We start from the raw sequence: 23,062 nt of genomic DNA on the forward strand, positions 1-23,062 counted from the left end.
CGCTGCATGAACGACTTCGACTTTCTCCTCGGCACCTGGGACGTCGCCAACCGCCGGCGCACCGACTTCCTCGACCCGGACAGCGGCTGGGAGGAGTTCCCGGCCCTGTCCACGGCCTCCCGCCACTTCGACGGCGCCGCGAGCTTCGACGAGATCGAGTTCCCGACGAAGGGCTTCGCCGGCCTGACCCTGCGCCTGTACGACCCGGAGCGCGGGCAGTGGTCGCTGTACTGGGCGAGCTGCCGCACCGGGACCCTCTTCCCGCCGGTCGCCGGCCGGTTCACGGACGGCACCGGCATCTTCGAGGGCGAGGACACCTACGCCGGCAAGGCCGTGCGGGCGCGGTTCGTGTGGAAGGACATCCGGGCCGACTCCGCCCGCTGGGAGCAGTACTTCTCCGTCGACGAGGGCGGGACCTGGCTCCTCAACTGGACGATGGACCTGACGCGGCGCACCGCGGCGCAGCCCGCCTGAGTCCGTGGAGTTCGTCGAATTCGTCGAGTCCGGGAATGCGCCCGCCCCGCCGGCTACGGGGGTGTTCGGCGGGGCGGGCGCACCCGCAGTGAGGCCCCACCCGGGAGGAAGGCCTCACCCGGCCGTCATCCCAGCGGCAGGTCCAGGTACGACGGCGTGGCCTCCGGGGAGGTGAAGGCCAGCGTCGCGCGGGGCAGGTTGGCGTCCCCGTAGAACGGGTCGCGGGCGTCGATCACCAGCATCAGCCGGTGCCCGCGCGGGACGTCGTACCCCGTCGCCTGGAGCTCGATGTCGGCGCTGACCAGGCTGTCGGGCGGCGAGTCGAGGTCGGAGTACGGGGCGTGCGTGACGATGTGCGCCGTCCCGTCGGGCGCGACGTCGAGCAGGTACGCGACGAACGACGACTTGGAGTTCGCGGCCCGGTACGTGACGCGCAGGCGGGGCGTGCCGCGCAGCCGGGTCGTCTCCGCCTCCGGGTCCGACGACCAGACCGCGGCCACGGTGCGGTCGATGTCGCCGGTCCGGTAGGCCTTCGGGCGGCCCGCGATCTCGTCGTACCCCGACCGCACGATCTCGTCGGCGACGGTCGCCGGGGTGTCCACCCCGCACAGGACGCCCGCGCTCCAGCCGGCCTCGGGCCGCTCGGTGAGCTCCCCGCCGCTCACCAGGTACAGCCGGCGTACCTCCTCGGTGACGGAATGCCAGGTGGGGCGGGGTTCCAGAGCCTGTCCCCACATGACCTCGCTGAGTATCTGGCCCTCGTCGGCGATGCCGTTGTCGATCCCCTTGAGGTGCTGGTCGAACCAGCGGTGGGCGTTCGTCCAGATCCGGTTGGGCAGGCCGATCATGCCCGTCATCTCGGGCCCGGAGTGGTCGCCGATGGAGAGGTCGAGGCGCTTGGGGCCGGTGAGCTCGTTGAACATCTTCAGGGTCTGGTTGCCGGGGAAGAGCGTCTCGTGCCAGGCGTGCGAGAAGTACACCGGGACCTGGCGGCGGTTGAGCTCCTTGATGTGGCTGAACGGCGAGCGCGGCTCGGCCCAGCGCAGGGTGCCCCGGATGTCGCGGTTGGCGAGGACGTTCTCGAACACGCTCTGCGTCTGCGGGCTCAGCCGGGCCTTGGAGGCGGCCTTGAGCAGCGCCTCCACCGACGCCACGTGCCGGGTCCGGTTCTCGTAGAAGGCCTCGCCGAGGTCACCCCAGGTGCTGAGCGCGACCACCGCGTCGACGCGGGTGTCGTGCGCGGCGACGAGCTGGCTGATGCCCGAGCCGTACGAGTCCCCGAGGAAGCCGATCCTCGTGACCGGGCCGGCGGTGCGCTCGATGAGGTGGTCCAGGGCCCGGCTGCCGTCGGCGACGTCGAGCGGGCCGGCCACGTCGACCTGGCCTTCGGAGCCGGCGAAGCCGCGGGTGCTGTAGGCGAGGACGTTGTAGCCGCGCGCCGCGAAGACGCTGGCCTGGACGGCGTACGGGAGCCAGCCGTGGTTCGTCCACGGCGAGGGCATCACGATCACCGGCCGCGGCTGGACCCCGTTGTGCCGCCACAGCGCGGCGTCGAGCAGGTCCCCGTCCGCGCCGGCGACCTTGGCGCGGCTGAAGACGGCGACGGACCGGGTGTCGGCGACCTCGGCGGCGCGGGCCGGGGCGAGGCCGGTGACATCGCCGGTCTCCAGGGCGGTGACGAAGGCGGTGAGGGTGGTCGCGTCGAGTTCGGGATAGAGGGAGAAAGCGGCTGGGATCACGTCGGTTCATCCTCTTCGTCGAGTGAATTCTTCGCGGAGCGGGGGACGAAGCGTTCAGTATCGATGCGACATCCGGTGATCTTTCGGTGCTTTCCGACGTACGGCCTGAATCGCCCCCTCCGGGCCCGCGGCGCCCTCGGCCCCGGACCTGCCCGGGGCCGGTGCCGGGCTGCAAATACCTCTTCATCGGCGCCCGTTGGAGGCGATGGCGCGAAGACGGCGGCCGATGACCAAATCATGCAAGCATGCTTGATTGTTTTGCTGGCGGCTGCCAGTCTTCCCCTCACGCCGAAAGGGGAGCCCGCCGTGCTCGATCCGTCAGCTGTCGCCGTCTTCGCCGATCTGCGCGAGGAAGGCCTCGAACTCGAAACCCTGGTACGGGACCTGCCCGACGCCTGCTGGGCCGGGCCCACCCCCGCGCCTGGCTGGACCGTCGCCCACCAGATCGCCCACCTGCACTGGACCGACCGGGCCGCGCTGGTCTCCCTCACCGACGCCGAAGGCTTCGCCGCCTTGGTCGAGGAGGCGGTGAAGTCCCCCGGTTCCTTCGTGGACGAGGGCGCGGCGGAGGGCGCCGCGCTGCCGCCCGCCGAGCTGCTGGAGCGCTGGCGGGCCGGGCGCGCCGCCCTCGACGAGGCGCTCGCCGCGGCCTCGCCCGACGCCAAGTTCCCCTGGTATGGGCCGCCGATGAAGGCCGCCTCCATGGCGAGCGCCCGCCTGATGGAGACCTGGGCGCACGGCCAGGACGTCGCGGACGCCCTCGCAGTACCCCGCACCCCGACCGCGCGGCTGCGGCACGTGGCCCGGATCGGCGTACGGGCCCGCGACTACGCGTTCGCCGTACGGGGACTGCCCGCGCCCTCCGGGGAGTTCAGGGTGGAACTCGTACCCCCGGACGGCGGGGAGCCCTGGGCGTACGGCCCGCAGGACGCGGCGGACCGGATCACCGGCCCGGCGCTCGACTTCTGCCTCCTGGTGACCCAGCGGGCCCACCGTGCGGACCTGGCCCTGACCGCGACCGGCCCCGACGCCGACCGCTGGCTGGACATCGCCCAGGCCTTCGCCGGTCCGGCGGGCCCCGGCCGCGCCCCGGGGGCCACGCGATGACCGGCCGCAGGCCGCTGCGCATCGGCAACGCCTCCGGGTTCTACGGGGACCGCTTCGGCGCGTTCGAGGAGATGCTGACCGGCGGCAGGCTGGACGTGCTGACCGGCGACTACCTCGCCGAGCTGACCATGCTGATCCTCGGCCGCGACCGGCTGAAGAGCCCGGACCTCGGCTACGCCAAGACCTTCCTGCGCCAGCTGGAGGAGGGCCTCGGCCTCGCGCACGAGCGGGGCGTACGGATCGTCGCCAACGCGGGCGGCCTGAACCCGGCGGGACTGGCCGACGCGATCCGCACGCTCGCCGCCAAGGTCGGGGTCCCGGTGTCGGTCGCCCATGTCGAGGGCGACGACCTGATGCCGTTCGCGGAGGGCGCGCTGACCGCGAACGCCTACCTCGGCGGCGCCGGCATCACGGCCTGCCTGCGGGCGGGCGCGGACGTGGTCGTCACGGGCCGGGTCACCGATGCGGCCCTGGTCAGCGGGCCGGCGGCCTGGTGGTTCGACTGGGCGCCGGACGACTACGACCGGCTGGCGGGGGCGGTGGTGGCGGGCCACGTCCTGGAGTGCGGAACCCAGGCCACCGGCGGCAACTACGCCTTCTTCACGGCCCACGACGTCCGCCGCCCCGGGTTCCCGCTGGCGGAGATCGCCGAGGACGGCTCTTCGGTGATCACGAAGCACCCGGGCACGGGCGGGGTCGTCTCGACCGGCACCGTCACGGCCCAACTCCTGTACGAGACCCAGGGCCCCCGCTACCTGGGCCCCGACGTCACGGCCCGCCTGGACACGGTCCGGCTGGCGCAGGCGGGCCCCGACCGGGTGGAGATCACGGGAGTCGCGGGCGAGGCCCCGCCCCCCACCCTCAAGGTGGGGGTGACCCGCATCGGCGGCTGGCGCAACGAGGTGGTCTTCGTCCTGACCGGGCTCGACATCGAGGCGAAGGCGGCGCTCGTCCGGGCGCAGTTGGCCGACGCCCTGTCCCAGGTGGCCACGGCGGACTGGACCCTGGCCCGCACGGACCACGAGGACGCGGAGACGGAGGAGACGGCGAGCGCACTGCTCCGCCTGGTGGTGCGCGACCCGTCGCCGGACCGGGTGGGCCGCCCCCTCACCTCGGAGGCGATCGAACTGGCCCTGGCCAGCTACCCGGGCTTCCACGTCACCACCCCGCCGGGCCCGGCCCAGCCGTACGGCGTCTTCACGTCGTCGGCGATCCCCGCGACATCGGTCCCCCACGTGGCAGTCCTCCCGGACGGCACCCGCCACCCGGTCCCCCGCATCCCGGACACGCCGTCGGGGCCGGGTACTTCAGCCCGTTCGGCGTTTGAGGACCGGGGGGCGGGGGGCGGAACCCCCGCCGGGTCCGGGGCGGAGCTCCGGGACGGGGGTCCGGGGGCGGAGCCCACGGTTTCGGGAAGGGGCGGGGTGGGGGAAAGCCCCGCAGGGCCCACGACGCGCGCCCCCCTCGGCAGAGTGATCGGCGCGCGCAGCGGCGACAAGGGCGGCGACGCCAACATCGGGGTGTGGGTGGAATCCGACGAGGCCTGGGAGTGGCTCGACCGCACCCTCACCGTCGAGACCCTTCAGACCCTGCTCCCCGAGACCGCAGGTCTCCCCGTCACCCGCCACGCCCTCCCCAACCTCCGCGCGCTCAACTTCACCCTCGCCGGAATCCTCGGCGCCGGCGTCGCCTCCGCCCACCGCTTCGACCCCCAGGCCAAGGCCCTCGGCGAATGGCTGCGCGCCCGCCACCTCGACATCCCCACCCACCTGCTGCCCGCCTCGGAGGGGACCGGCCCATGACCCGACTCACCAGTACCGTCGACCCGCACGCCCCCGAGTTCGCCGCCGCCCGCGCCACCGCACAGGAACGCCTCGTCGAGGTCGACGCCGAGCACGACAAGGCCCTCCTCGGCGGCGGCGAGAAGTACACGGCCCGCCACAAGGACCGCGGCAAGCTCCTCGCCCGCGAGCGCATCGAGCTGCTCCTCGACCCGGACACGCCCTTCCTGGAGCTGTCCCCGCTCGCCGGCTGGGGCAGCGACTACCCCGTCGGTGCCTCCATCGTCACCGGCATCGGCACGGTCGAGGGCGTCGAGTGCCTGGTCACCGCCAACGACCCCACCGTCCGCGGCGGCGCCTCCAACCCCTGGACGCTCAAGAAGGCCCTGCGGGCCAACGAGATCGCCCGCCAGAACAGGCTCCCCTGCATCAGCCTCGTCGAGTCCGGCGGCGCCGATCTCCCCTCCCAGAAGGAGATCTTCATCCCGGGCGGCGCGATCTTCCGCGACCTGACCCGGCTCTCGGCCGCCGGCATCCCCACCGTCGCCGTCGTCTTCGGCAACTCCACCGCCGGAGGCGCGTACATCCCGGGGATGTCCGACCACACCATCATGATCAAGGACCGCTCCAAGGTGTTCCTCGGCGGTCCGCCGCTGGTCAAGATGGCCACCGGCGAGGAGAGCGACGACGAGTCCCTCGGCGGAGCCGACATGCACGCCCGCACCTCCGGCCTCGCCGACTACTACGCCCTCGACGAGCACGACGCGATCCGCCAGGCCCGCCGGGTGGTGGCCCGCCTGAACCACCTCAAGCCCCGCCCCGATCCCCAGCCCGCCGAGGAGCCGAAGTACGACCCCGAGGAACTCCTCGGCATCGTCCCGGCCGACCTCAAGACCCCCTTCGACCCCCGCGAGGTCATCGCCCGCATCGTCGACGCCTCCGACTTCGACGAGTTCAAGCCCCTCTACGGCACCAGCCTCGTCACCGGCTGGGCCACCCTCCACGGCTACCCGGTCGGCATCCTCGCCAATGCCCAGGGCGTGCTGTTCAGCGCCGAGTCGCAGAAGGCCGCCCAGTTCATCCAGCTCGCCAACCAGCGCGACATCCCGCTCCTCTTCCTCCACAACACCACCGGCTACATGGTCGGCAAGGAGTACGAGCAGGGCGGCATCGTCAAGCACGGCTCGATGATGATCAACGCGGTCTCCAACTCCCGCGTCCCCCACCTCTCCGTCCTCATCGGCGCCAGCTACGGAGCCGGCCACTACGGCATGTGCGGCCGCGCCTTCGAACCGCGGTTCCTCTTCGCCTGGCCCAGCGCCAAGTCCGCCGTCATGGGCCCGCAGCAGCTCGCCGGCGTGCTGTCCATCGTGGCCCGCCAGTCCGCTGCCGCGAAGGGGCAGCCGTACGACGACGAGGCCGACGCCGGGATGCGCGCCTTCGTCGAGGCGCAGATCGAGTCCGAGTCCCTGCCGATGTTCCTGTCCGGGCGGCTGTACGACGACGGGGTCATCGACCCGCGCGACACCCGTACCGTCCTCGGCCTGTGCCTGTCGGCCGTCCACAACGCCCCCGTCGAGGGCGCCCGCGGCGGCTTCGGCGTCTTCCGGATGTGAGCCCGCACATGACGAACCCGATCACCTCCCTCCTGGTCGCCAACCGCGGTGAGATCGCCGTCCGCGTCTTCCGCACCGCCCGCGCCCTGGGCCTGGCCACCGTCGCCGTCCACTCCGACCCCGACGCCGACGCCCTGCACGTACGGGAGGCCGACGCGGCCGTGCGCCTCCCGGGCGCCGCCCCCGCCGACACCTACCTGCGCGGCGACCTGGTCATCAAGGCCGCCCTCGCCGCCGGCGCGGACGCCGTCCACCCCGGCTACGGGTTCCTCTCCGAGAACGCCGGCTTCGCCCGCGAGGTCGTCGCCGCCGGACTCACGTGGATCGGCCCGCCGCCCGAGGCCATAGAGGCCATGGCCTCCAAGACCCGGGCCAAGGAGCTGATGCGCGCCGCCGGGGTCCCGCTCCTGGACCCCGTCGACCCGGCGGACGCCACCGCCGCCGACCTGCCCCTCCTGCTCAAGGCCGCCGCGGGCGGCGGCGGCCGCGGCATGCGCGTCGTACGGGACCTCGACACCCTCAAGGAGGAGCTGGAGGGCGCCTGCGCCGAGGCCCGCTCCGCCTTCGGCGACGGCGAGGTCTTCGCCGAGCCCTACGTCGAGCGCGGCCGCCACGTCGAGGTCCAGATCCTCGCCGACTCCCACGGCACCGTCTGGGCCCTCGGCACCCGCGACTGCTCCCTCCAGCGGCGCCACCAGAAGGTCATCGAGGAGGCCCCGGCCCCCGCACTGCCCGAGGCGCTGCGCGCCGGCCTCCACGAGGCCGCCGTGGCCGCCGCCCGCGCGGTCTCCTACCAGGGCGCGGGCACGGTCGAGTTCCTCGTCGCCGCCGACGGACGCCCGTACTTCCTGGAGATGAACACCCGCCTCCAGGTGGAACACCCCGTCACCGAGGCCGTCTTCGGCCTCGACCTCGTCGCCCTGCAACTGCGCATCGCCGAGGGCGCGGCCCTGCCGCTGACACCCCCGGAGCCCGCCGGGCACGCCGTCGAGGCCCGCCTGTACGCCGAGGACCCCGCCCAGGACTGGCGCCCCCAGACCGGAGTCCTGCACACCCTCGCCGTCCCCGGTGAGGTCCGCGTGGACACCGGCTTCGCCGACGGGGACACCGTCGGCATCCACTACGACCCGATGCTCGCCAAGGTCGTCGCCCACGCCCCCACCCGGGCCGAGGCGGTCCGCGCCCTCGCCCAGGCCCTGGCCGGAGCTCGCATCCACGGGCTCACCACCAACCGCGAGCTCCTCGTACGCTCCCTGCGGCACCCGGAGTTCGCCGAGGCCCGGCTCGACACCGGGTTCTACGAGCGGCACCTCGGAGCCCTCACCGAAGGCAGCCCGGACGCCACCCTGGCCGCGGTCGCAGCCGCCCTCGCCGATGCCGCGCCGGCCCCGGACGGCCCGCTCGCCGCCCGGCTCGGCGGCTGGCGCAACCTCCGCTCCCAGCCCCAGATCCGCCGCTACAGCGCGGCGGGCGCCGAGTACGAGGTCCGTTACCGGCCCGCCCGCAGCGGGCCCCCGGAGCTCGTGGACCATCCCGGTGTTCGAGTCCTGGCCGTCGAGTCCGACCGGGTCACCCTCGAAGTCGAGGGCGTCCGCCGGATGTTCCACGTGAAACGCAAATCGAACACCGACGGCGCAGGAGCCGCCGAGACCTACGTCGACTCGCCCCCGGTCTTCGGCGGGGGCACCCCCACGCTCGGGGCGCACACCCTCACCCCCGTCCCCCGGTTCGCCGATCCCCAGGACCGCACCGAACCCGGCTCCCTGCTCGCCCCCATGCCCGGCACCGTCGTCCGCGTCGCCGAGGGCCTCGCCCCCGGCGCCGCCGTCACGGCCGGGCAGCCCCTGCTCTGGCTGGAGGCCATGAAGATGGAGCACCGCATCGTCTCGCCCGCCTCCGGCACGCTCACCGCGCTCCACGCCACCCTCGGCCACACGGTCGAGTTCGGCGCCCTGCTCGCCGTAGTCCAGGAGGAACAGCCCGCATGAGCCCCGCCACCAGCGCCGTTGTCGAGACCGAAGAACACAAGGCCCTGCGCGCCGCCGTCGCCGCGCTCGGGCAGCGCTACGGCCGCGCGTACCTCGCCCGCGTCGCCCGCGAGGGCGGCCACCCCGACGAGCTGTGGGCCGACGCCGCCAAGCTCGGCTACCTCGGGGTCAACCTCCCCGAGGAGTACGGCGGCGGGGGCGGCGGCATCGCCGAACTCTCCATCGTCCTCGAGGAACTGGGCGCCGCCGGCTGTCCCCTGCTGATGATGGTCGTCTCGCCCGCCATCTGCGGCACGGTCATCTCCCGCTTCGGCACCGACGCCCAGAAGCAGGCCTGGCTCCCCGGCCTCGCCGACGGCAGCCGCACCATGGCCTTCGGCATCACCGAACCCGACGCCGGCTCCAACTCCCACCGCATCACCACCACGGCCCGCCGCGACGGCGAGGAGTGGGTGCTGACCGGGCGCAAGGTCTTCATCTCCGGCGTCGACATCGCCGACGCCACCCTCATCGTCGGGCGCACCGAAGACGCGCGCACGGGGAGCCTGAAGCCCTGCCTGTTCATCGTGCCGCGCGACACCCCCGGCTTCTCCCGTTCCGTCATCGACATGGAACTCCAGGCGGCGGAGAAGCAGTTCGAGCTTACCCTCGACGAGGTACGGCTGCCCGCCGACGCCCTCGTCGGCGACGAGGACGCAGGCCTGCTCCAGCTCTTCGCGGGACTCAACCCCGAACGCATCATGACCGCCGCCTTCGCCATCGGCATGGGCCGCCACGCCCTCGCCAAGGCCGTCGAATACGCGAAGACCCGCCAGGTCTGGAAGGAGGCGATCGGCGCCCACCAGGCCATCGCCCACCCCCTCGCCGCCGCCCACATCGACCTCGAACTCGCCCGCCTGATGATGCAGAAGGCCGCCCACCTCTACGACGCGGGCGACGACATGGCCGCCGGTGAGGCCGCGAACATGGCCAAGTACGCTGCCGCCGAGGCCTGCGTGAAGGCGGTGGACCAGTCGGTCCACACCCTGGGCGGCAACGGCCTCACCCGCGAGTACGGACTGGCCTCTCTCATCACCGCCTCCCGGGTGTCCCGCATCGCCCCCGTCAGCCGCGAGATGATCCTCAACTTCGTCTCGCACCAGACCTTGGGCCTGCCCAAGTCGTACTGAGCGGTGTCCGGCGTCACGGCCGGCCCGGTCGGCCGGCCCGGTCGGCCGCCCGGTCGGCCGGGCGCCGGCGGGCCCCCGCCGCCCGGCCCCACGCATCCGCACAACCTCCGGAGGACATGGCATGACCCGCCCAGTCGGCGCCGCGCGAACGCATGGCGTCACCACCCTCACGCTCGACTCCCCGGCCAACCGCAACGCACTCTCCGCGGACCTCGTCGGCGAGCTGCGCACGGCCCTCGCCGACGCGGCGGCGGACCCGGAGGCACGGGCCGTCGTCCTCACCCACACCGGCACCACGTTCTGCGCCGGCGCCGACCTGAAGTCCCCCTGCGACCCGGCCGACTTCCTCGCCCTGCTCCGCGAGATCGCCGAACTCCCCCAGCCGGTCGTGGCCCGCGTCACCGGCCACGTCCGGGCGGGCGGCCTCGGCCTCCTCGGCGTCTGCGACATCGCCGCCGCCGGCCCGGCCTCCACGTACGCCTTCACCGAGACCCACCTGGGCGTGGTCCCGGCCGTGATCTCCGCGCCGCTGCTGCCGCGCCTGGACCCGCGCGCCGCCGCCCGGTACTTCCTGACCGCCGAGGCCTTCGACGCCGCCGAAGCCGTCCGGATCGGCCTGCTCACCCTCCACGGCGACGACGTGGACCAGGTCCTCGACCCCGTCCTCGCGGGCCTGCGCAAGGCCGGCCCGCAGGCCCTCGCCGCCACCAAGGAACTGCTCACCGCCCCGGTGCGGGCCGTCCTCGCCCGCGACGGCGCCGCCCTCACCGAGCTGTCCGCCCACCACTTCGGCTCCGCCGAGGCCCGCGAGGGCATCGGCGCCCGCTTCGAACGCCGGGACCCGTCATGGGCCCTGTGACCGACGCCGGCTCCGTGCAGGACACCCAGCCCGGCCCCAAGCAGGCCCGCAGCCGCGTCACCCGGCGCCACCTCCTGGAAGCGGCCGTCTCCTGCCTCGCCGAACAGGGCTGGGCCGGCTCCACCGTCGCCGTCGTCGCCGAACGCGCCGGTGTCTCCAGAGGCGCGGCCCAGTACCACTTCCCGACGCGCGAGGACCTGTTCACCGCCGCCGTCGCCTACGTCGCCGAGGAACGCTCCGCCGCCCTGCGCGACCTCTTCCACGCCGGACCCGCCGCCCGCCCCGCCGTGGTCGAAGCCCTCGTCGACCTCTACACCGGAGCCCTCTTCCGCGCCGCCCTCCAGCTGTGGGTCGCCGCCTCCAACGAGGAGCAGCTGCGCCCCCAGGTCACCGAACTGGAGGCCCGCGTGGGCCGCGAGACCCACCGCATCGCCGTGGAGCTCCTCGGCGCGGACGAGTCCGTCCCCGGCGTGCGCGAGACCGTACAGGGCCTCCTCGACATGGCCCGCGGCCTCGGCCTGGCCAACGTCCTCACCGACGACGCGGCCCGCCGCGCCCGCGTGGTCGCCCAATGGTCGCGGATCCTGGACGACACCCTCGGCTGAGGACGCGGAGGGCGCCGCACCCCGTACCGCGGGATTGCGGCGCCCTCACGCCCTGCGAAGGAAGGGCTCAGGCCGTCTCGGCGATGTCGGCGTACCCCTCGATCTCGCGGGGGTTGCGCTGACCCGGGCCGATGTAGCGGGCCGACGGGCGCACCAGGCGGCCCGTGCGCTTCTGCTCCAGGATGTGCGCCGACCAGCCGGCGGTCCGGGCGCAGGTGAACATCGAGGTGAACATGTGCGCCGGGACCTCCGCGAAGTCCAGCATGATCGCGGCCCAGAACTCCACGTTGGTCGCCAGCACCCGGTCGGGGCGGCGGGCGTGCAGCTCCTCCAGCGCGGCCTTCTCGAGCGCGGCGGCCACCTCGTAGCGCGGCGCGTCCAGCTCCTTGGCGGTGCGCCGCAGCACACGGGCGCGCGGGTCTTCGGCCCGGTACACGCGGTGCCCGAAGCCCATCAGCCGCTCGCCCTTGTCCAGGGCCTTCTTCACGTACGCCACGGCGTCGCCGGTGCGCTCGATCTCCTCGATCATGCCGAGCACGCGGGACGGCGCGCCGCCGTGCAGCGGCCCGGACATGGCGCCGACGGCGCCCGAGAGGGCCGCGGCCACGTCCGCACCGGTCGAGGCGATCACCCGCGCGGTGAACGTCGAGGCGTTCATCCCGTGCTCGGCGGCCGAGGTCCAGTACGCGTCGACGGCCTTGACGTGCTTCGGGTCCGGCTCACCGCGCCAGCGGATCATGAACCGCTCGACCACGGACTCGGCCTTGTCGATCTCGCTCTGCGGCACCATCGGCCGGCCCTGCCCGCGCGCGGACTGGGCGACGTACGACAGCGCCATCACGGCGGCGCGCGCGAGGTCGTCGCGGGCGGTCCGCTCGTCGATGTCGAGCAGCGGTTTCAGACCCCACACGGGGGCGAGCATGGCGAGGGCGGACTGCACGTCGACACGGATGTCACCGGAGTGCACCGGGATCGGGAAGGGCTCGGCGGCGGGCAGGCCGGGGTTGAACGCCCCGTCGACCAGCAGGCCCCAGACGTTGCCGAACGAGACGTGCCCGACGAGATCCTCGATGTCGACCCCGCGGTAGCGGAGCGACCCACCCTCCTTATCCGGTTCGGCGATCTCGGTCTCGAACGCGACGACCCCTTCGAGCCCGGGTACGAAGTCGGACATCAGGCGGCTCCTCAGATAGTGCGAACACGCGCGGCTCCCGGCGTGACTCGCGGTCCGGCGCGGTCATCCCCGTTGATGCCCGGCACGGCCGTCGGTCACCCGTGTGGGGACCTCCGGACCGGCCCCAAGATTTTGGCGGTTCCGGATGGCAGGCGGAAGCGTGACATACGGCACACTGCTGCAAGCACTCCTGCGGCAGGATGGCTGGCGTGACCGACCAGGACATTGACCCCGCCACGATGCGCAAGCAGTACCGCTCGGAGATCGTCCACGAGGAGGGCCTCGCCGAGGACCCCATGAGGCAGTTCGCCGAGTGGTTCCAGCAGGCCGCCGACTCGCACCTCTTCGAACCGAACGCGATGGTCGTCTCGACGGCGACCCCCGACGGCCGCCCCAGCTCCCGCACGGTGCTGCTGAAGCAGTTCGACGAGCGGGGCTTCGCCTTCTACACCAACTACGGCTCGCGCAAGGGCCGCGAGATCGACGCGAACCCGCACGTCGCGCTGCTCTTCCCCTGGCACCCCATCGCCCGCCAGGTCATCGTCACCGGCACGGCCTCGCGGATCGGCCGCGACGAGACGGCGGCGTACTTCCGCTCCCGCCCGCACGGCTCCCAGCTGGGCGCCTGGGCGAGCGAGCAGTCCCGGGTGATCGGATCCCGCGCCGAGCTCGACCGCCGTTACACGGAGCTCGCCGAGCGCTACCCCGAGGGCGAGCAGGTCCCCGTCCCGCCCGAGTGGGGCGGCATCCGGGTCGTCCCCGACGCGATGGAGTTCTGGCAGGGCCACGAGAACCGGCTCCACGACCGGCTGCGCTACGTCCTCGAGGGCGGCAAGTGGCGCCTCGAGCGCCTCTGCCCGTAGCCGCGCGGCGCCGGGCGGGCCGGCTGGGCCGGGCGGGGGTGGGCCGTTGCGGCCCCGCGCACCACTGGCCGGGGCTGGAAAACGCAGACGACCCGCGGGCTCGGGTTTCTCGCCTACAAGGCGAGAAGCCGGCCGGACGTACCGGCGAGCCCGCGGGTCGGGTGACTGCTTGGGATTGGCGCCTGGCGTACCCGCCGGGCACCGCACTGGGTGCGTGCGACGACGGGCCCTTAGCCCGCAGCCACCTCACGCGTCCGGTTTCCGTACATTTCGGGAACCACCTCCCTTCTCGTGTACGGCAGAGCCTAGAACCGCTCCCCGAGGTACTCAAGCGATTTATTTCGGGGCGATTCAGGGAATGCGGTGTGGGCTGCGTCACGTTCCAGTTGAATGATCTGACGTGCCGCACACGCGAACACCTGCAGGGGGTGCCAGGTGAGTGCTTCCGGACGGAGTGAGACCACCGACGATCTGCTCGCAGCGCTGTTGGACGGGATGGACGCGGCGTTGTGCGCGTTCGACGCCGACGGCGTGATCACGCACTGGAACCGCGAGGCCGAGCGGATCCTCGGCTGGACCGCCGCCGAGGCGGTCGGGCGCAAGGGGTTCGCCGGGTGGGCCGTGCGTGCCGCCGATGCGCAGGACGTCGAGGAGCGGCTCATGGCCGCCCAGGACGTGCCCGGTCGGCAGGTGCACGAGTTCGCGCTGCTGACCAAGGAGGGCGGGCGGGTGCTTGTGCGGACCCAGTCCGCCGGGGTGCCCGGGGCGGACGGGAAGCCCGCCGGCGTGTACTGCGCCTTCAGTGAGGTACACGCGCAGATCGACCTGGAGCGGTCCATCGCGCTCAGCGAGGCGCTGATGGACGACGCCTCGTGGGGTGTCGTCCTCGTCGATGTGGATCTGCGGCCCGCCGTGGTCAACGCGCACGCCGCCCGCGCCTTCGGATCGGGGCGCACCGCGCTGCTCGGCCGGCCGCTGGGGGAGCTGCTGGTCCAGGGCGTCGAGGAGCTGGAGGGAGCGCTCCAGCACGTGCTCGCCGACGGGTCCCCGCCCGCGCCCGTGGAGCTGTGGGTGTCCGTCCGCACGCCGGAGGGGGTGCGGCGGCGGTGCTGGCGGTCCGGGTTCCTGCGGCTGGGGTCCCCGCTGGCGGAGGAGCCGGTGCCGCTCGGGGTCGGCTGGCTGTTCCAGGACATCACCGAGGCCCGGCAGGCCTCGCTGGACACGGCGCAGCTGCGGTTCCGCGCCGGCCAGCTGCACCGCTCGGGCCGGGCGGCCGCCGAGTGCGAGGACCCGGCCGAGGCCGCCGCCGTACGGCTGGACTTCGCCCTCGCCGGCTTCGCGGAGCACGCGCTGCTCGACGTACTGGAGCAGTCGGCCGACCCGGACCGGCAGCGCCTGGTACGGGTGGCCGCCTCGCCGCCGCTGCTGCCCGGGGCGGGGGCGAGCCAAGCGCGGTACGAGCCCGGGCATCCGGCGCTGCAGGCGCTCGACCGGATCGGCTCGGTGCGCACCAGCGCCCCGCGGGGGGAGGCGGGCGCGGGCTGGGCGCGGGACCGGCAGTGGCCGGAGGATGCGGCGCACGTGCTGTGCACGGTGCTGCGCAGCCGCGGGCGGACCCTGGGGGCGCTGACCTTCGTACGGGGCGCTTCGCGGGCCGCCTTCGAACAGGCGGACGCGGCGTACGCGGAGGAGGTGGCGGCCCGGGTCGCGGCCGATCTCGACCTGGCCGCCTGCCCCCGCACCCCCGGCGAGGGATTACCCCGGCAATAGCCCGCCGCCGCTCAGTGGCGGAAGAAGATCCGGTCGCCGTACTCCTGGAGGACGCGGCCGTTCCATTCGTGGCCGCCGTCGACGTTGCCCGAGCGCAGCAGCGGGGGCTCCATGCCGCGCGCGGCGAGCTCGCCCGCGGCCGCCGCCATCACGGCCTGCATGATCGCGCTGGTCACGACGGTGGAGGCGGGCGCGAAGGGCGCGTCGATGCCGTCGAGGCTCAGCTCGGCGTCGCCGACCGCGATCTTGCTGTCGAGGACGATGTCGCAGTGGTCCTTGAGGAACGTGCCCGAGGCGTGCCGCGACTTGGTCTCCGTCGCGTACGCCACGGAGGTCACGCAGATGACCTTCAGGCCGATGGCGCGGGCGTTCATGGCCATCTCGACCGGCAGGGCGTTGCGCCCGGAGAGGGAGATGATCACGAGGACGTCGCCGTCGGCGGCCGGGCTGCTGTCGAGGACGGCGCCGGCGAGGCCGTCGACCCGCTCCAGGGCGCTGCCGAGGGTGGCCGGCATGACGTCGATGCCGACGGTGCCGGGGACGGCGAGGAAGTTCATCAGGGCGAGTCCGCCGGCCCGGTAGACCACGTCCTGGGCGGGGAGGGAGGAGTGGCCGGCGCCGAAGACGAAGAGCCGGTTCCCGGCGGCGACGGCGTCGGCGACGGCGGCTCCGGCCTCGGCGATGTGCGCGGCCTCCTCGTCGCGGACCCGCTGCAGGAGTCCGATCGCGGCGTCGAGGAACTGACCGGCCAGCTTGCTCTCGCTCATACGCCGATGGCCCTTCCAGATGTGGGGTTCGTCCGTGTCCGCCGCTCACCGTGCGGTCTGGACCAAGGGCGTGTCAATACGAACGTCAATGGACGTCCCGGGCGGGGCTTGACGTCAGGCACGGGACGGTTGTCCGCGGGATGCGTCAGAATTGGGGGCAGGGCCAGCGCACGATATCCGAGGGGCACGAATGTCCGGACTGATCGATACCACGGAGATGTATCTCCGCACCATCCTCGAGCTGGAAGAGGAAGGCGTGGTCCCCATGCGCGCCCGTATCGCCGAGCGGCTCGACCAGAGCGGCCCGACGGTGAGCCAGACGGTGGCGCGCATGGAGCGGGACGGCCTGGTGGCCGTGGCGAGCGACCGTCACCTGGAGCTGACGGAGGAGGGCCGGCGGCTGGCGACGCGCGTGATGCGCAAGCACCGGCTCGCGGAATGCCTGCTCGTCGACGTCATCGGCCTGGAGTGGGAGCAGGTGCACGCCGAGGCCTGCCGCTGGGAGCACGTGATGAGCGAAGCGGTGGAGCGGCGGGTGCTGGAGCTGCTGCGCCACCCGACCGAGTCGCCGTACGGGAACCCCATCCCGGGGCTGGAGGAGCTGGGCGAGAAGGCCGAGGCGGACCCGTTCCTGGAGGACGGCATGGTCAGCCTGTCGGAGCTGGACCCGGGTGCGGACGGCAAGACCGTGGTCGTGCGCCGGATCGGGGAGCCGATCCAGACGGACGCCCAGCTGATGTACACGCTGCGGCGGGCGGGCGTGCAGCCCGGCTCGGTGGTCAGCGTGACCGAGTCGCCGGGCGGTGTGCTGGTCGGCAGCGGCGGAGAGGCCGCAGAACTGGACGCGGAGATCGCCTCGCACGTGTTCGTGGCCAAGCGCTGACCGGACGCACGCGGCGTTCGGGGGTGGTGGAAGTGGGCGGTCCCGGCGCCTTGCGGCGCCGGGACCGGTCCTCCCCTTTGTTGACCTGGAGCCCCGAGCTCTCAAGGTCATCCCCTCGGACCGTCTTCCCCGAGCGGCCCGCCTCCCTGCTGAAAGGATCTCCATCGGCAGCGGCGGCCAATCCTTGAGCAAGGTCACTCGAAAGAGCGGTGTTGAAGGCGAGAACCCCGTTTTCGAATACGGGTTCGATAGTCTGGCCGTGAGCGAAGGGGGTGCATCTGCCGTGGTACAGCGCATCGATGTGACAGGGGCCGACGGTGTGCGCCTGGCCGCCTGGGAGTTCCGAGAGTCCGCCGCCACCGCGCCCCCGGATCCCCACGCGCCCCGGGTGCTGTTACTCCACGGCCTGATGGGCCGCGCCTTCCACTGGGCGGGCACCGCCCGCTGGCTCGCCCGGAACCGCCGCGTCGTGGCCCTCGACCAGCGCGGCCACGGCCAGAGCGACCGCCCCTCGGCCGGCCCGGGCGCCTCGACCCGCCTGGGGCGCGACGCGTTCGTGGCCGACGCCGAAACCGTCATCGAGCAGCTCGGCCTGGGGCCCGTGACCCTGATCGGCCACTCCATGGGCGCCCTCACCGGCTGGCAGCTGGCGGCCCGCCGCCCCGACCTGGTCGAGGCCCTGGTCATCTGCGACATGCGCGCCTCCGCCCTCGGCGAGGCCTCCCAGCAGGAATGGGAGGAGTGGTTCCACCGCTGGCCCCTCCCCTTCCCCACCCAGGACGCCGCCCGCCGCTGGTTCGGCCAGGACGACCCCCGGGTGGAACGCCCCGACCCCGGCCGCGGCGCCTTCTTCGCCGAGGTGATGCACCAGGCTCCGGACGGCTGGCGCCCCCTGTTCTCCCGCCGCCAGATGCTGAGGGCCCGCGAGACCTGGGTCCACGACGCGCACTGGGAGGAGCTGGCCCAGGTCCGCTGCCCGACCCTCGTCGTCCGGGGCCTGGACGGCGAACTCGGCCGCGCGGAGGCCCAGGAGATGGTCCGCGTCCTCCCCGCCGGCCAGTACGCCGAGATCCCCGATGCCGGCCACTACCTCCACTACGACCATCCGACGGCCTGGCGCGCCGCCCTGGAGCCCTTCCTGGACCAGGTCAGGGCCGCCGCGACCTGACCGGCGCCCCGTACGCCCGACAGCGCCGCGGACGCCACGGACGCCACGCACGTCACGTACGAAAAGGAGGGGGCGGCGGGCAGCCGCCCGTCACCCCCTCCGTCCCCTCCGTCCCGCGTCCGTCCCCCGTGCGGACGCGGGACCCGCCGCTCAGCCCTTGCTGACCGCCAGCAGGATCTCCGGAAGGGTCCTGGCCACCGTCGGGGCCGCCAGGCGCAGCCCCGCCCAGGCCGCGAAGGTGCCCCAGGCAGCGCCCAGCGGGAGCACGATCCAGGTCAGCGACTGCTGGTCCGTCACGCTGAGGAAGACCGTCAGCGCGATCACCGGCGAGCAGATCAGCGCCGACGCCAGCATGCCGCCGAAGATCCCGGCCCAGGCGAGCCCGGCCTGCCCCGGGGCGACGTTCTTGAAGGCGCCGTCCGTCGGGATGGAGTACGGGAACCGGGCCGAGGCCAGCGCCCCCGTGCACAGCATCGAGCCCAGCAGGGCCAGCCCCACCCCGAGCGCCGCCGGGAACCCGCCCCAGTTGTGGACCAGCGCCGCGGTGACCGCCGTGACCACCAGCGTGTAGGGGACGGTGACCAGGGCCAGGGCGTACGCGCGGGCGCGCAGCTCCGCGAACGCGTCCCGCGGGGTCGAAATGGTCTGCGCGACCATCCAGAACGCCGAAGTGTCCTGCCCGAACTGGTTGTACATCTGGACGCCCAGCATGCCCGCGCCGAAGCAGGCCAGGTACACCGAGCCCGTGCCCTGGAGGGCGTTGAAGACCGGGACGATCAGGCCGATCGCCAGCGCCGTCACCCACGCCGACTTCGTCTTCGGGTCGCGGACCACGTACCGCAGCGTGCGCTGCATGACCGCGCCCGTCCGCCCGCCCGGCAGGAACGACCAGACGCCGGCGCCGCCCGTGGACTCCCGCTTCGCCGACGGCTTCGAGGCCGCGATCGTCGAGCCGTCCGGGGTGACCATCAGGGTCGTCAGGCTCCGCTCCCAGAACCACAGGAGCAGGACCAGCGCCAGGACGGTGACGGCCAGCTGCGCCGCCGCCACGCCGTACGAGCCCTTGCTCGCCGAGTCCACCATGCCGACGGCCGTCGCGGGCGGCAGCCACCGCACCACGGCCTCGACCGGCTCCAGCTGGGCCAGGCCGCCCGACTGGAACAGGCGCTGGCTCGCGAAGTTCGCCAGCTGCGCGCCCACCGCGATCAGCAGGCCGCTGAGCAGCGCGAGGTCACGCCCCTTGCGGCTGGTCAGCAGCCGGACGTTGGCCGTGGCCACCGCGCGGGCCAGCGTGACGCAGCCCAGCACCAGGAGCGGTACGGCCGGTACGGCGGCCACGATGCCCGCCGCGCCCCGCGCGACGGCCACCACCGAGCCCACCGCGAGGCAGACCGTGAACAGCGGGCCGATCCCGACCAGCGAGGAGGCCAGCAGGGCCCGTACGAGCGGTCGCGGGCGCAGCGGCAGCATGACCAGCCGGCTCGGGTCGAGCGTCTCGTCCCCGCTGGGGAAGAACAGCGGCATGAACGTCCAGCCCAGCGCCAGGATCGCGGCGAACAGGACGACGACCGTGCCCGCGTGCGCGTTCCCGTGCAGCACCGCCAGGCCGAGCATCGCGAAGCAGGCCACGACCAGCGCGAACGCCAGCGAGCCGAAGTAGGCGGCCTTGCGCTTCGACGAGCCCTTGAGCCCGTTGCGGAGCAGCGACAGCTTGAGGCGGACGAAGACCGCGGTCAGGTCGGCGGCGCCGGCCGCGGTCGGCGCCGCGGCCGTGGCGGCCGCCGGAGCGGAGGCGGATGCGGCGCTCATCGGGCGGCCTGCCCGCCGAGCCAGTCCAGCGAGTCGCCCGCGTCGCGGCCGCCCGCGCCGACCAGCTCCAGGAACGCGGCCTGCAGCGAGGGCGCGTTTCCCCGTACGTCGGCCAGCGGGCCCGCGGCGCGGATCCGGCCGGCGGCCATGACGGCGACCCAGTCGCACAGCGACTCGACCAGCTCCATGACGTGGGAGGAGAAGACGACCGTGGCGCCGGACGAGGTGTACCGTTCCAGCACTCCGCGGATGGTCTGCGCCGACACCGGGTCCACGCCCTCGAACGGCTCGTCCAGGAACAGCACTTCGGGGTTGTGCAGCAGGGCGGCGGCCAGGCCGATCTTCTTCCGCATGCCCGTCGAGTAGTCCACGACGAGCTTGTGCTGCGAGCCCGCGAGGTCCAGGACCTCCAGCAGCTGCGTGGCCCGCTTGTCGGTCTCCTCGCCCGGCAGCCCGCGCAGCCGGCCCATGTAGCCGAGCAGTTCACGCCCCGACAGCCGCTCGAACAGCCGCAGCCCCTCCGGCAGCACGCCGATCCGCGACTTCACCTCGACCGGGTCGCTCCAGACGTCGTGCCCGGCGACGAAGACCCGCCCCATGTCAGGGCGCAGCAGCCCGGTCACCATCGACAGCGTCGTCGTCTTGCCCGCGCCGTTCGGGCCGACCAGGCCGATGAACTGGCCCGCGGGCAGCTCGAGGTCGATCCCCGCGACCGCGACCTGTTCGCCGAAGCGCTTCCACAGGCCCTCTACCCGTACCGCCGCCCGTCCGGAGGACGGCGCGGTTCGCGCGCCGCCCGGTCCGTACGTCCCACCCGTCGCATCTGCCTGGTCCGGCATGCGCCTGCCTCTCGCTGTGTTCCCCGTGGTCCTGCGTTCTTCACGATAGGAGGGCGGGGTGAGGCGGGGCAGTTACTTATGTCATGAGTTTCCGTACAGGAATGTCCCTGTTGTGATCTACGGCATTCCGGAGGTCTTTGCGGAACGCGGGTCAGGCGCCCTGGCGGTCCCGGTCCGCCGCGGCCTCGCGCCCGCACGCGTACGCCAGCGCGGCGATCAGCTCCTCCGTGTCCGGCAGCCACCGGTTCGCCGGGGTGGGCCGGCGCGCCCACTGGACCGAGCCCCGGCCGCCGAAGCGGGTGGGAGGGGCGGCCACGTACTCGCCCTCGCCCCGCGCGACGAGGTCGATCGAGGCCGGTGACCAGCCGAGCTTGCGCACCAGGTCCGGCACCTTCGCCCCGGCGCCCGGCAGGACGAAGAACAGCATCCGGTGGTCGGGCGTGAGGGCGACCGGACCCAGGGTGCGTTCCATCCGCTCCAGCCGCGCCAGCGCCAGGAACCCGGCCGAGTCCGGCACGTCCAGCGCGTCGAACGTCCGGCCGGTCGGCAGCAGGATCGAGGCCTCGGGGGTCTTCGCCCAGATCCGCCGCACCTGGACCGCGCTGCCCGTGGCCAGCGCCGCCCAGTCCTTCACCGTGGCGTGCGCGCCCGGCGCCGGGCAGTCCTGCGCCCCGCAGGAGCACAGCTCCCGCCCTTCCGCGGACTCCAGCCAGGTGCCGGCGAAGACGTCCCAGTGCCGTTCTTCCGCGTACCGCACGGCATGGTCCAGCAGCTGCTCGCCGCGCTGCTTGGGGACGGGTGCGGTCTCCGTGACTGTGATGGTCTCTTCCACGCCCATCACAACTCCCGGGGTCACCCGGGGTTACGGGCGTCAACCAGCCGGTGGGCGGAGCATCGATCCTGCATACGGGGCGCACTGGAGCACGCGCGGGGGCGCGTAGGAGGTCGGGGCGCCGGAGTTGGGTAGCGACACGACGCAGAGCGGATGATTCTCCGCACATCAGGCGGGAAGTGATCATTCCAACGATCACCCGCGGCTACTGGGGGTTTTCATGGCAGCCAGGCCTCTCGTCGCGCGCCAGCCGAATGAACGGCTACAGGCGCTCATCCAGGAAGCCGGGTGCTCGAACGCCGGGCTCGCCCGGCGCGTCAACATGTGCGGGGCCGAACACGGCCTCGATCTCCGCTACGACAAGACTTCCGTGGCCCGGTGGCTGCGCGGCCAGCAGCCGCGTGGCCGGGCACCCGGCATCATCGCCGAGGCGCTGGGGCGCAAACTCGGCCGGACCGTCACCATCGACGAGATCGGCATGGCCAACGGCAAGAACCTCGCCTCCGGCATCGGCCTGCAGTTCTCCCCGACCGTCATCGGCGCCATCGAGCAGGTCAGCGAGCTGTGGCGGAGCGATGTCGGCCGCCGCGACTTCCTGTCCGGGTCGAGCGTGGCCGCGTCCGCGCTCGTCGAACCGAGCCGCGACTGGCTGATCACCGGCGCCGACGCGCAGGTCGCGCGCAGCGGCGGCTCGCGCGTCGGGATGCCGGACGTGGAGGCGGTACGGGCGACCACCGAGGCCCTCAAGGACCTCGACCACCGCTTCGGCAGCGGGCACGTGCGGCCCGTGGTCGTGCACTACCTCAACTCCGTGGTCTCCGGGCTGATCGGCGGCTCGTACCGGGAGCCGGTCGGGCGGGCGCTGTTCGCGGCCGTGGCCCGGCTGACGGAGCTGGCCGGCTACATGGCGGTGGACACCGGGCAGCCGGGCCTGGCGCAGCGCTACTACATCCAGGCGCTACGGCTGGCGCAGGCGGCGGGGGACCGGGCGTACGGGGGCTACGTGCTCGCGGCGTCGATGAGCCACCTCGCGGCGGAACTGGGCAATCCGCGGGAGATCGCGCAGCTCGCGCGGGCCGCTCAGGAGGGGACCCGCGGGCAGGTCACGCCGCGGGTGGAGGCGATGTTCTACGCCGCCGAGGCGCGCGGGCACGCGCTGCTGGGCGACACCCGGGCCACGGCGGTGCTGTCCTCGCGGGCGGTGACCGCGCTGGAGCGGGCGGAGCCGGAGTCGGGCGATGACCCGGTCTGGATCCGGCACTTCGACGCGGCGTACCTCGCGGACGAGCTGGCGCACTGCCACCGGGACCTGGGTCAGGCGGAGGCGGCGGCCCGGCAGGCCGAGGACGCGCTGCGGGGGCTCCCGGCGGGCAAGGCCCGGCGCCGGGCGATCGGTCTGCTGCTGCTGGCGTCGGCGCAGGTGCAGCAGCGGGAGGTGGAGCAGGCCTGCCAGACCGCCGCGAAGGCGGCGGACCTGCTGTCGGGGCTCCGCTCGAACCGGGGCGCGGAGTACCTGGACGACTTCCGCACCCGGCTCGCCCCGTACCGCGAAGAGCCGGCGGCCCGCGAGTTCACGGCCCGCCTGGAGGTGGTGGCGTAGGGGACGGGACGGGTGGGCC

The 23,062-nt window shown here is 73.4% G+C and carries 19 protein-coding genes; 13 read left to right on the forward strand and 6 right to left on the reverse strand.

Going from position 1 to position 23,062, the window contains the following annotated elements; translation table 11 throughout:
* Nucleotides 1–6 precede the first annotated feature (6 nt).
* The gene (locus tag OG299_RS22505) at nucleotides 7–474 is read left to right on the forward strand and encodes a hypothetical protein (RefSeq protein ID WP_327362411.1); all 468 of its coding nucleotides are present in this window, start codon (nucleotides 7–9) and stop codon (nucleotides 472–474) included.
* Nucleotides 475–599: 125 nt separating this feature from the next.
* Here the strand turns inward: OG299_RS22505 and OG299_RS22510 are convergent, their stop codons facing one another.
* Nucleotides 600–2,213, reverse strand: coding sequence for a CocE/NonD family hydrolase (locus OG299_RS22510; protein ID WP_327362412.1), 1,614 nt, complete (start codon nucleotides 2,211–2,213; stop codon nucleotides 600–602).
* Nucleotides 2,214–2,519: 306 nt separating this feature from the next.
* Between OG299_RS22510 and OG299_RS22515 the strand changes: the two genes are divergently transcribed.
* The 7 genes from OG299_RS22515 to OG299_RS22545 all read left to right on the forward strand — a co-directional run bounded on the left by OG299_RS22515 (nucleotide 2,520) and on the right by OG299_RS22545 (nucleotide 11,338).
* The gene (locus tag OG299_RS22515) at nucleotides 2,520–3,320 is read left to right on the forward strand and encodes a TIGR03084 family metal-binding protein (protein ID WP_327362413.1); all 801 of its coding nucleotides are present in this window, start codon (nucleotides 2,520–2,522) and stop codon (nucleotides 3,318–3,320) included.
* On the forward strand, nucleotides 3,317–5,122 hold the full coding sequence (locus tag OG299_RS22520) for an acyclic terpene utilization AtuA family protein (protein ID WP_327362414.1): 1,806 nt from the start codon (nucleotides 3,317–3,319) through the stop codon (nucleotides 5,120–5,122). Before OG299_RS22515 ends, OG299_RS22520 begins: the two co-directional genes overlap by 4 nt.
* Nucleotides 5,119–6,717 carry an acyl-CoA carboxylase subunit beta gene (locus OG299_RS22525; protein ID WP_327362415.1) on the forward strand — a complete coding sequence of 533 codons (1,599 nt, stop codon included), beginning with the start codon at nucleotides 5,119–5,121 and terminating at the stop codon, nucleotides 6,715–6,717. The genes OG299_RS22520 and OG299_RS22525 overlap by 4 nt, the downstream gene beginning before the upstream one ends.
* An 8-nt stretch (nucleotides 6,718–6,725) precedes the next feature.
* Nucleotides 6,726–8,705: an ATP-binding protein gene (locus OG299_RS22530; RefSeq protein ID WP_327362416.1), complete on the forward strand. Its 1,980-nt coding sequence runs from the start codon at nucleotides 6,726–6,728 to the stop codon at nucleotides 8,703–8,705.
* Nucleotides 8,702–9,874, forward strand: a complete 1,173-nt coding sequence (locus OG299_RS22535; RefSeq protein ID WP_266628225.1) for an acyl-CoA dehydrogenase family protein — start codon at nucleotides 8,702–8,704, stop codon at nucleotides 9,872–9,874. Before OG299_RS22530 ends, OG299_RS22535 begins: the two co-directional genes overlap by 4 nt.
* A gap of 121 nt (nucleotides 9,875–9,995) precedes the next feature.
* Nucleotides 9,996–10,733: an enoyl-CoA hydratase family protein gene (locus OG299_RS22540; protein ID WP_266628227.1), complete on the forward strand. Its 738-nt coding sequence runs from the start codon at nucleotides 9,996–9,998 to the stop codon at nucleotides 10,731–10,733.
* Nucleotides 10,721–11,338 (forward strand): TetR/AcrR family transcriptional regulator, encoded by a 618-nt coding sequence (locus OG299_RS22545; protein WP_266628229.1) that lies wholly within the window; start codon nucleotides 10,721–10,723, stop codon nucleotides 11,336–11,338. Before OG299_RS22540 ends, OG299_RS22545 begins: the two co-directional genes overlap by 13 nt.
* Before the next feature lie 67 nt (nucleotides 11,339–11,405).
* Here OG299_RS22545 and OG299_RS22550 read toward each other — a convergent pair whose 3' ends face one another.
* Nucleotides 11,406–12,512, reverse strand: a complete 1,107-nt coding sequence (locus tag OG299_RS22550; RefSeq protein WP_327362417.1) for a citrate synthase 2 — start codon at nucleotides 12,510–12,512, stop codon at nucleotides 11,406–11,408.
* 200 nt (nucleotides 12,513–12,712) lie between these two features.
* Here OG299_RS22550 and pdxH point away from each other — a divergent pair, with 200 nt between their 5' ends.
* Nucleotides 12,713–13,375, forward strand: a complete 663-nt coding sequence (gene pdxH, locus OG299_RS22555) for a pyridoxamine 5'-phosphate oxidase (RefSeq protein ID WP_327362418.1) — start codon at nucleotides 12,713–12,715, stop codon at nucleotides 13,373–13,375.
* Between the two features lie 435 nt (nucleotides 13,376–13,810).
* Nucleotides 13,811–15,145 carry a PAS domain-containing protein gene (locus OG299_RS22560; protein WP_266628234.1) on the forward strand — a complete coding sequence of 445 codons (1,335 nt, stop codon included), beginning with the start codon at nucleotides 13,811–13,813 and terminating at the stop codon, nucleotides 15,143–15,145.
* An 11-nt stretch (nucleotides 15,146–15,156) separates the two neighbouring features.
* On the opposite strand, the gene OG299_RS22565 is transcribed toward OG299_RS22560, so the two are convergent.
* Nucleotides 15,157–15,912, reverse strand: coding sequence for an SIS domain-containing protein (locus tag OG299_RS22565; RefSeq protein WP_327362419.1), 756 nt, complete (start codon nucleotides 15,910–15,912; stop codon nucleotides 15,157–15,159).
* A gap of 190 nt (nucleotides 15,913–16,102) precedes the next feature.
* On the opposite strand from OG299_RS22565, the gene OG299_RS22570 reads away from it, so the two are divergent.
* Entirely contained in the window at nucleotides 16,103–16,795 is a 693-nt protein-coding gene (locus tag OG299_RS22570) for an iron-dependent transcriptional repressor DtxR (protein WP_030156851.1), read from the forward strand.
* 283 nt (nucleotides 16,796–17,078) lie between these two features.
* Nucleotides 17,079–17,963, forward strand: coding sequence for an alpha/beta fold hydrolase (locus OG299_RS22575; protein WP_266628240.1), 885 nt, complete (start codon nucleotides 17,079–17,081; stop codon nucleotides 17,961–17,963).
* 150 nt (nucleotides 17,964–18,113) lie between these two features.
* On the opposite strand, the gene OG299_RS22580 is transcribed toward OG299_RS22575, so the two are convergent.
* The 3 genes from OG299_RS22580 to OG299_RS22590 form a co-directional block, all read right to left on the reverse strand.
* Nucleotides 18,114–19,772: a transporter gene (locus OG299_RS22580; RefSeq protein WP_327362420.1), complete on the reverse strand. Its 1,659-nt coding sequence runs from the start codon at nucleotides 19,770–19,772 to the stop codon at nucleotides 18,114–18,116.
* Nucleotides 19,769–20,611, reverse strand: coding sequence for an ABC transporter ATP-binding protein (locus OG299_RS22585; protein ID WP_266628244.1), 843 nt, complete (start codon nucleotides 20,609–20,611; stop codon nucleotides 19,769–19,771). The genes OG299_RS22580 and OG299_RS22585 overlap by 4 nt, the downstream gene beginning before the upstream one ends.
* 151 nt (nucleotides 20,612–20,762) lie before the next feature.
* Nucleotides 20,763–21,443, reverse strand: coding sequence for a bifunctional DNA primase/polymerase (locus OG299_RS22590; protein ID WP_266633452.1), 681 nt, complete (start codon nucleotides 21,441–21,443; stop codon nucleotides 20,763–20,765).
* A gap of 220 nt (nucleotides 21,444–21,663) precedes the next feature.
* Between OG299_RS22590 and OG299_RS22595 the strand changes: the two genes are divergently transcribed.
* Entirely contained in the window at nucleotides 21,664–23,043 is a 1,380-nt protein-coding gene (locus OG299_RS22595; protein ID WP_266628246.1) for an NsdA family TPR-like regulatory protein, read from the forward strand.
* The last annotated feature ends 19 nt before the right edge of the window (nucleotides 23,044–23,062 follow it).

It is taken from the genome of Streptomyces sp. NBC_01296, from assembly GCF_035984415.1.
Classification (GTDB): domain Bacteria; phylum Actinomycetota; class Actinomycetes; order Streptomycetales; family Streptomycetaceae; genus Streptomyces.